Below are 7,753 nucleotides of genomic sequence, written 5' to 3'. Positions count from 1 at the left end.
AGGTTGCAGGAGAGTGGGGAAGCAAACCGGGGAAGAAGCGGGGCAGCATCAGTCTTGAAGGTCCTCATTGATGGGGCGCAAATCGCGTCATAGCTGATTCGCTATCACCCAAAATACGTCATTTCCTCACGCCTAGTGTGGGAAGCTCCGGCCCTCCCCGCAAGGGCTAAGAACGCTTTGTTGTGGCACGCAAAATTACGCTTTCGCAACAGAATCCCCAAAATCGAACTGCGGTAAAGGACATGTTTACCCTTCGGGTGCACTGTTTTGGCACAGCAGGGGTCTCGATTAGCCAAGTGTATCGGCTTCAGCGGCGCCTGCTCATGTAGATTTTTGCGTAACCAGTGAGTCTAGCGTCATGCCCAAGTGCGTTTTGGTCGTCGATGACGACCCTACCCATCGCCGTATTCTTGAAGAGACCACCAAGCGGTTCGGCTACGAGGTTCAATCCGCCGACGGCGGCGAAGCGGCACTTGCTGCATTGCAGGCCGGCGACGCGGGCGAAATCGCCCTCGTTCTTCTCGATCTTGTGATGCCCGGCACGGACGGCATGGCCGTTCTCGCCGCCATGCGTTCCCTCCCGAAAAAGCCCCCCGTCATCGTTCAGACGGCCAACGGCAGTATCGACGCGGCCATCGGCGCCATGCGCGCGGGCGCCGTCGACTTCGTGGTCAAGCCCGTGAGTCCCGAACGGCTCGAAGTGTCCATCAAAAACGCCCTGCGGATTGAAGCGCTCGCCGGCGAGATCAGTCGCATGAAGGCGACCGCCAATGGAAAGCTCGGTTTCTCCGACCTGATCGCCGGCAGCGACACCATGGAGCGTGTCATCAAGGTCGGCCGGCGTGCCGCCTCATCGAACATTCCCGTCCTGATCGAAGGCGAATCGGGCGTGGGCAAAGAACTGGTCGCCCGCGCGATCCAGGGCGAAAGCGCACGTAAGGCGAAGCCGTTTGTGACCGTGAATTGCGGAGCCATCCCCGAGAACCTCGTCGAGAGTATTCTCTTCGGCCACGAGCGGGGCTCATTCACCGGCGCCACGGATAAACGCGTCGGCAAGTTCGTCGAAGCCGATGGCGGAACGCTGTTCCTCGACGAGATCAGCGAACTGCCTTTGGATGCGCAAGTGAAGCTGCTGCGCGCGCTTCAAGAAGGCGAGATCGATCCCGTGGGCGGTAAACAGTCGGTCAAAGTGAATATTCGGCTGATCTCGGCCACCAACCAAAATCTGATCAAGCTGGTGCAAGAGGGCCGCTTCCGAGAGGACCTCTATTACCGCTTGAACGTCTTCCCCATCTGGGTGCCGCCCCTACGGGAGCGGCTGGAGGACGTTCCCGAACTGGTTCGCCATTTCATGGCGCGCTTCGCCGCCGAAGAAGGCAAACGCGTGGACGGACTCGACGCAGAGGCCGATGCGATGCTGCAGCGCTATAGCTGGCCCGGTAATATTCGACAGCTCGAAAACACGGTGTTCCGCGCCGTCGTGCTGGCGGATTTGCCAACGCTCTCCGTCAGCGAGTTCCCGCAGATCGCTGCGCATGTGGAAGGCTACGCCGTCACCGTGCCGCCGGCACCGGCACCGAGAGATCCGATGCCCCGCATCGAGGGGCCCGTCATGCTCGGTCAATCGGCAGACACGCCGAAGACGATCCATGTACCGACGCCCGCCGGCAAGGACTCGGTGGGCATCCCCGCACTCGGCGCCAATGGCGACATCCGGTCTTTGGAAGCCGTCGAAGCGGACATGATCCGGCTCGCGTTCGGGCGCTATCGCGGACGCATGACGGAAATCGCCAAACGGCTCGGCATCGGACGTTCCACGCTCTACCGCAAGATGCGCGAGATCGGTCTTGAAGCGCGGCCCAACTAAGCCTGAAGGGGGACTTGTGCCATGAAGCCCATTCACATGATCGCATTGGCGCTTCTTTGCGCAACTTTGCCGGGCCTGCCTGCGAGCGCCGCGGACAAGGAAACGACCGAGACTGCGATGCTTAGTGCCGAGCCGCTCAGCACCGATTTGCTCCGCATACAAATGTTCGGTGCGGTGGTTGATACTGCAAAGCCCGATGTCAAGAAGGAAGCGGCTCCGGTCAGTCTACGCACCAACGCACCCGTCGCGAACAAGCCTGCCCTGCGTGAGCCCGACGCCGCGCCCAAGGGTGCAGCGCGGAAGATAGCTGCACCTAAAGCGGCTGCGCCAAAGCCCGAGATGCGCCGCGCGGACACGCCGCGCATCGCAAGCCCCGCAATATCGGCAGATCCCCTGCAGCACGCCGTGCAGAGACGCTTGTCCGATGGCGCCTCCGCCACGGCCTCACTCAAGGCAGGCGAGAAGGCCGCGCTCGTAAAGTACTACGACGAGCTCGGGCGGCCCCTTCTTTGGGTCGACGAGAAAGGCCTGACCGCGCGCGGCAAAGCCGTGACGTCCGAGATCGCACGTGCCGGCGACTACGGTCTTGACGCCTCAGACTACAAATTGCCCGATCTAAGCGGCTTCGACAGAACCGCGCCGGACGCGACGGCCACGCTCGCCATAGCGGAACTTGAGATCAGCCGGACCGTGCTCGCTTACGCGCGGGATGCCCGCGGCGGCCGCATCGATCCCCGCAGAATCTCGCGCAATCTGGACCCGACGCTGGCGTTGCCGAAGCCGGATGAGGTCATCCAGTCGATTGCCTATCGCCCCGACGCGGGCGCTTACTTGCGCAGCTTTCAGCCGCAGCATCCCCAATTCGAAGCGTTGCGCAAAAAGCTGCGCGCCCTGCGCGGCGACGGCACGGACAGGGAAAACGCCGAGCCGAAGATTCAACTTTCGGGCGGGCCTCTGCTCCGGCTTGGCGATACGGACCCGCAGGTCGCCTTGCTACGGAGACGGCTCGATGTGCCCCAAGGGGACAATCCCGAACGCTATGACGACGCGCTCGCCGAGGCGGTGAAGCGCTTCCAACGGGAGCACAACACCACGGCCGACGGCGTGGTCGGGCCCGGCACGCGGCGGCTCTTGAACAAGCCGCATCTGCGCAATGCCGGCAGCCCGGCGGACATCAGGAAGATTCTACTGAACATGGAACGCTGGCGCTGGCTGCCCCAGGATCAAGGCCAGTTCTATGTCACCGTGAACGTGCCGGAGTTCATGCTGCGGGTGGTCAAGGACGATGAAACGATCCACACGACCCGGGTCGTGGTCGGCAAGGCCAGAACGCCGACGCCCGTTTTCTCGAACGACATGAAGTCCGTGGTGTTCGGCCCCTATTGGAACGTTCCGAATTCCATAAAGACCGGCGAGATCCGGCCCTATATCCGCCCCTATGGCGGTGGCTGGTACGGGCGCCGTTGGGACACCCGCGTGCTGGAGCAGCATGAGCTGCGTATCAAGTACAACGGTCAGCATGTCGATCCGCAGACGATCGACTGGGCCCGCGCGGACGTCCGCAAGCTCCATTTCTATCAGCCGCCGAGCCCCAAGAACGTGCTTGGGCGGGTCAAGTTCGTGTTCCCCAACAAGCACGACGTCTACATGCACGACACCCAGGAAAAGCACTTCTTCAAACGGTCCGTGCGCGCCGAGAGTCATGGCTGCATGCGCGTGCAGAACCCTGACGACGTCGCCGCAATCATTCTGAAGCATGATCAGAACTGGAGTGCCCAGAAAACGCAGACCGCATTCAACACCGGCTATGACAAGCGCGTGTCATTGAAAACTGCCGTGCCTGTCTACATCACCTATTTCACGCTCTGGGTGAACGAGGACGGTTCGATCAAGACCTATCGCGACCTTTACGGCCACGACCGGCGCATGACCACGGCCCTCCTTAGGAACGGCCGGAACTACGCCGCCACAAAACGCCTGGAAGCGGCGCCCACGAGAGAGCGGCAGGCTGCGCGGACGCGCCACGATTCCGGCACGCGGTTCGCGCGCAACGCTTACTGACGGGCGGCCCGGCCTATCCAGGATCGCCCCACGACGAGCAGGTCTTATCTCTCTTCGCCCGACAGGGGTCGAAGCAATCGTTTCCGTAACGGCCCGGCGGAAACGCGACCATAAGAACACCCCAGAGCTCCAGCTGATCAGACTCTGTTAACTACGCCCGCAGGTGCGTGTTACGGTTAAGGGCTTCGCCTTGTTTTTCGCTCATTTTGTCTGAATACTGTTGCTTATTGGTCGCAGTAGGGCACACGCGACCACGGCGCAGAATGGCCTTAAGGTTCTGGTGTCATTGGGGAAAGCCGGCTGATAACGCCGGCGAGGGAAATACGGAAAGACGGAGATGCGTTTTCGGGGGAGTCATTTACGCCGCGCCATGCTGCGCGCCGCAATCTTGATGGTAAGCGCCGCGGCGATCATCGGTCAGACGATTGGCGCGTCCGCCGAAGACCGCGCCCTTTCCATGTATGAGATCCACACCAAGGAGACGATCACCGTCACCTATAAGCGTGATGGCGTGTGGGACGAGGACGCCCTCGAAAAGCTCAACTGGTTCATGCGCGATTGGCGCGCCGACGAGCCGACCAAAATGGACCGGGAGCTGATCGATCTTATCTGGACATTGCACTCCCGGCTCGGCTCCAACGAACCGATCCATCTTATCTCGGCCTATCGTAGTAAGAAGACCAACGACAAGCTCAGACGCGCTGGCGGCGGTCAGGCGCGGCGGAGTCAGCATACGTTGGGTAAGGCCTCCGACATTCATTTTCCGGACGTTCCGGTCAAGAAGCTGCGGGCCTCCGCTCTCATTCAAGAGATCGGCGGCGTCGGCTACTACCCGACCTCCGGCATTCCCTTTGTCCATGTGGACGTGGGCCGCGTGCGCATGTGGCCGCGAATGCCGCGGCTGGAGCTCGCGGCGCTGTTTCCGGAAGGCAAGAGCGCCTACGTCCCGCGCGATGGACGGCGGATCACCAAGAAGGACTACGACCGCGCAGCCTCGAAAGGCATGGTCGACCATGTGATGCTCGCCCAGGCCAGGGGCCTCTCGCCGACCATGGTCGCTGGTGTCGCGCCGCCGCCAACGCTAAATCCGGTCCGCGCCGTGGCTCAGCTTTCCGAGCCGCCCACCGCGATGCCTGTGGTCGCCTCCGCGGCGGACAAACAGTTCAAACCGATGGCGCTCGCACCGGCCAATGCCGAGATTCTCGAGCAGAAGGAGCCGTCCAAGCGCTTCTCGCTCGCAAGTCTTGGCGACGCGCTGCCCTGGGCACGTGAGACGCTCCGGCCGACGCAGGCCCAGTCGCCTATTCCACCCGAGCTTTCGGGATCGAACGCAGCGCCGGTGTCAGCCCAGGCCAAGGCACCCGTTTACCAACAAGCCGCCGTTGTCGGCGCACCTGCCTTCGACGACGATCATCCCGACGAGCTAAGCTATCAGCTGATCGAAACCGCGAGCCTGATGTCCGATACGTCGATCGCGCATGACCGCGAGATCGCGCCGCTCACACATCCTGAGCAGGGCAATATCGACTATCTGTTCGAGGACATGGACCAGCCCGCACGCTTTATGCTGCGCCGGACCTCAGGATATCTCGGACTTGCCAGCGTTCAGACTTTGACGGGCCCGGCCGTGCGGCACCTCTATGCGAGCCTGCCCAAACAGGGCCCAACCCGCCTGGCGCGCGCCAACTAAGCTGATTGTGTGTTGGCGCTCCGCGCCTAGGCCGCCTCGGACGACTCCTCGGCATCCATCCCAAGCGCGTGGAGATAGGTGGTCAGCACCATCTCCTCCTCCCGCCGCTTGTTCTCGTCCTGCTTGCGAAGGCTGATCACCTTGCGAAGCGCCTTGACGTCGAATCCAGTGCCCTTGGCCTCCGCGTAGACCTCTTTCAGATCCGCAGCGAGCGCCGCCTTCTCTTCCTCAAGCCGCTCGATACGAGATACGAAGGCACGAAGCTGATCTTTGGTCGTTGTCTGAAGCTGCACTTTTGATTCCTCAAGGCTTTTGTGATGGTCGATGAAGAGGCGAGCTTGGGCCCGAATCGCGAGGACCGGCAAGGCACGAGGCGCAGCTTTTCCCGCTTATCCAAAGGGGCGCCCGGCATGCTGGGGCGCCGTCGGCGCAAGGATCTGAATTTAAAGGCTCTTTGGCGCGAACCTAAGAGAGTTTGGTCTGAAACTTCGCCTTCCACGCGTCATAAGGCATGCCGTAAACGATCTTACGGGCCTCGTCCTTGCTGAGCGGGACGCCCCGCTCGTCGGCGGCTTCCAAGTACCAGCCTGACACGCAGTTTCGGCAAAAACCGGCAGTCTCCATCAGATCGATGTTCTGCACATCGGTCCGCTCTTGCAGGTGCTCCACCAGCCGCCGAAACGCCGCGGCCTCGATTTCCTTTCTTTGTCTGTCGTCCATCATGCCACCGCCAATCAGCTGCCTGTGTGGGAACCGTGGTTCTCAATACGATGCAATCCTTCCGCCGACTGGAGCACGTCGGAGACCACCCGCGCAAGATGGGCCCCCCACGCCGCTTGCCCCTCCTCGCCCAGGATCAGATCCTGGCGGACCTCCACGAGGGCGTGAGCAAGGCCGCGTTCGGTGGCATGCCGGTAGAGCGTATCGCCCTTGAGCTGGCCCGAATACGGCACGTTGTCGCCGATCACCGCATCGGGAATCGTCTTCAACCTTTCGATGAGCGGCACGGGCACGCGAGGGTCCTTGTCCCAGAGGACCGAGGCGTGCCAGGGCCGGGGCGCCCCTTTCCAGGCCTGGGTGAAGCTGTGGATCGAAAGGATCATCGGCGGCTTGCCCGCATCGATGGCCGCATCGACAGCCCGGCCGATCGCCGCGTCGTAAGGCCGGTAAAAGCGGTCGAGGCGCTCCTCCCGCGCAGCCAGGCTCAAGCCCACATTGCCTGGGATGACGAGCCCGTCGGCGACTTCCATGATGAGCGTCGGATCGTCCAGCCCACGGTTCGGATCCACGAGAAGCCGGGAAAACTGACTAATGACAGCCGGGGCGCCGAGCATCGTGGCCAGGAACCGCGCGACGCCTTCCGCGCCAAGATCGAACGCGATGTGCCGGTGAAGGTCCTCGGACCGCAGCCCAAGCGTATGAAGGTCCTCCGGGACGTGGTTCTGCGCGTGATCGCAAAGGATCAAAAGACCAAGCTTTACATCCCCTTCGATGGTCCGGTATGGCTTCTCGCTCAGATCTTCTTGTATCAACGTATCCAGACTGAACTCCTCAAACGGTAGGGCCCAACGAAACGACCCTAAGGCCGCGACACATTTACCTCAAACTTGGGCGGTGTTTTATAGGCGCGGGGCCCAGTCTTATAATCGAGCCCTGCCGGTCAGAGAAATGCAAACTATTCGACGCTACCGTTCGGCGCTGATTAAACAAGACTTCAGACCTCGAGATACCGATGTTGGCCTCTAACGCGCTCCGTAACTCCGCCCCGCTATGGGCCATAGCACGCCGCTGGACTGCCGCCATCGCGCTAGCAGCCTGCCTCACGGCGCTTGGCGTCCTGGCAGGGACCGGCATCTCGCCCGCGATGGCCGACCTGAAATTGTGTAACACGACCGCCAGTCGCGTGGGCGTCGCAATCGGCTATAAGGACACCGAGGGCTGGGCCAGCGAAGGCTGGTGGAACATCGCTTCGCACACCTGCGAGACCTTGCTCAAGGGTGTGCTTATTGGACGCTATTACTACATCCACGCAGTGGACTATGACCGTGGCGGTGAATGGGCCGGCGGGCTCTATATGTGCACGGACGATAAGTCCTTCACCATCCGCAACACCGCGGAATGCGAGAAGCGCGGCC

General features: G+C 61.9%; 7 protein-coding genes. 4 read left to right on the top strand and 3 right to left on the bottom strand.

Annotated features, from left to right (window positions below; translation table 11 throughout):
* The first annotated feature begins 358 nt into the window (after positions 1-358).
* The 3 genes from WBQ77_RS12395 to WBQ77_RS12385 all read left to right on the top strand — a co-directional run bounded on the left by WBQ77_RS12395 (position 359) and on the right by WBQ77_RS12385 (position 5,618).
* Positions 359-1,867, top strand: coding sequence for a sigma-54-dependent transcriptional regulator (locus WBQ77_RS12395; protein ID WP_424045429.1), 1,509 nt, complete (start codon positions 359-361; stop codon positions 1,865-1,867).
* Between the two features lie 21 nt (positions 1,868-1,888).
* Positions 1,889-3,928, top strand: a complete 2,040-nt coding sequence (locus WBQ77_RS12390; RefSeq protein ID WP_424060482.1) for a L,D-transpeptidase family protein — start codon at positions 1,889-1,891, stop codon at positions 3,926-3,928.
* Positions 3,929-4,298: 370 nt separating this feature from the next.
* Positions 4,299-5,618: a DUF882 domain-containing protein gene (locus tag WBQ77_RS12385; RefSeq protein WP_424060481.1), complete on the top strand. Its 1,320-nt coding sequence runs from the start codon at positions 4,299-4,301 to the stop codon at positions 5,616-5,618.
* 26 nt (positions 5,619-5,644) lie between these two features.
* Here WBQ77_RS12385 and WBQ77_RS12380 read toward each other — a convergent pair whose 3' ends face one another.
* The 3 genes from WBQ77_RS12380 to WBQ77_RS12370 all read right to left on the bottom strand — a co-directional run bounded on the left by WBQ77_RS12380 (position 5,645) and on the right by WBQ77_RS12370 (position 7,150).
* Positions 5,645-5,911 (bottom strand): DUF2312 domain-containing protein, encoded by a 267-nt coding sequence (locus WBQ77_RS12380; RefSeq protein WP_424042473.1) that lies wholly within the window; start codon positions 5,909-5,911, stop codon positions 5,645-5,647.
* A 172-nt stretch (positions 5,912-6,083) separates the two neighbouring features.
* Complete coding sequence (locus WBQ77_RS12375) at positions 6,084-6,341, bottom strand: DUF1244 domain-containing protein (RefSeq protein ID WP_424042474.1); 258 nt, start codon at positions 6,339-6,341, stop codon at positions 6,084-6,086.
* Positions 6,342-6,352: 11 nt separating this feature from the next.
* Entirely contained in the window at positions 6,353-7,150 is a 798-nt protein-coding gene (locus WBQ77_RS12370; protein WP_424042475.1) for an N-formylglutamate amidohydrolase, read from the bottom strand.
* Positions 7,151-7,350: 200 nt separating this feature from the next.
* Here WBQ77_RS12370 and WBQ77_RS12365 point away from each other — a divergent pair.
* A partial coding sequence (locus tag WBQ77_RS12365; RefSeq protein ID WP_424060480.1) for a DUF1036 domain-containing protein occupies positions 7,351-7,753 on the top strand: 403 nt, incomplete at its 3' end.

The organism is Methyloceanibacter sp. (genome assembly GCF_049590335.1).
GTDB lineage: Bacteria > Pseudomonadota > Alphaproteobacteria > Rhizobiales > Methyloligellaceae > Methyloceanibacter.
The sequence above is the reverse complement of the archived record's forward strand: the minus strand, read 5'-3'. Positions and strand labels throughout refer to the sequence as shown.

Excerpts from the sequence above, each read along its gene's own strand:
- WBQ77_RS12395 (WP_424045429.1), top strand. The coding sequence starts at position 359 with ATGCCCAAGTGCGTTTTGGTCGTCGATGACGACCCTACCCATCGCCGT.
- WBQ77_RS12390 (WP_424060482.1), top strand. The coding sequence starts at position 1,889 with ATGAAGCCCATTCACATGATCGCATTGGCGCTTCTTTGCGCAACTTTG.
- WBQ77_RS12385 (WP_424060481.1), top strand. The coding sequence starts at position 4,299 with ATGCTGCGCGCCGCAATCTTGATGGTAAGCGCCGCGGCGATCATCGGT.
- WBQ77_RS12375 (WP_424042474.1), bottom strand. The coding sequence starts at position 6,341 with ATGATGGACGACAGACAAAGAAAGGAAATCGAGGCCGCGGCGTTTCGG.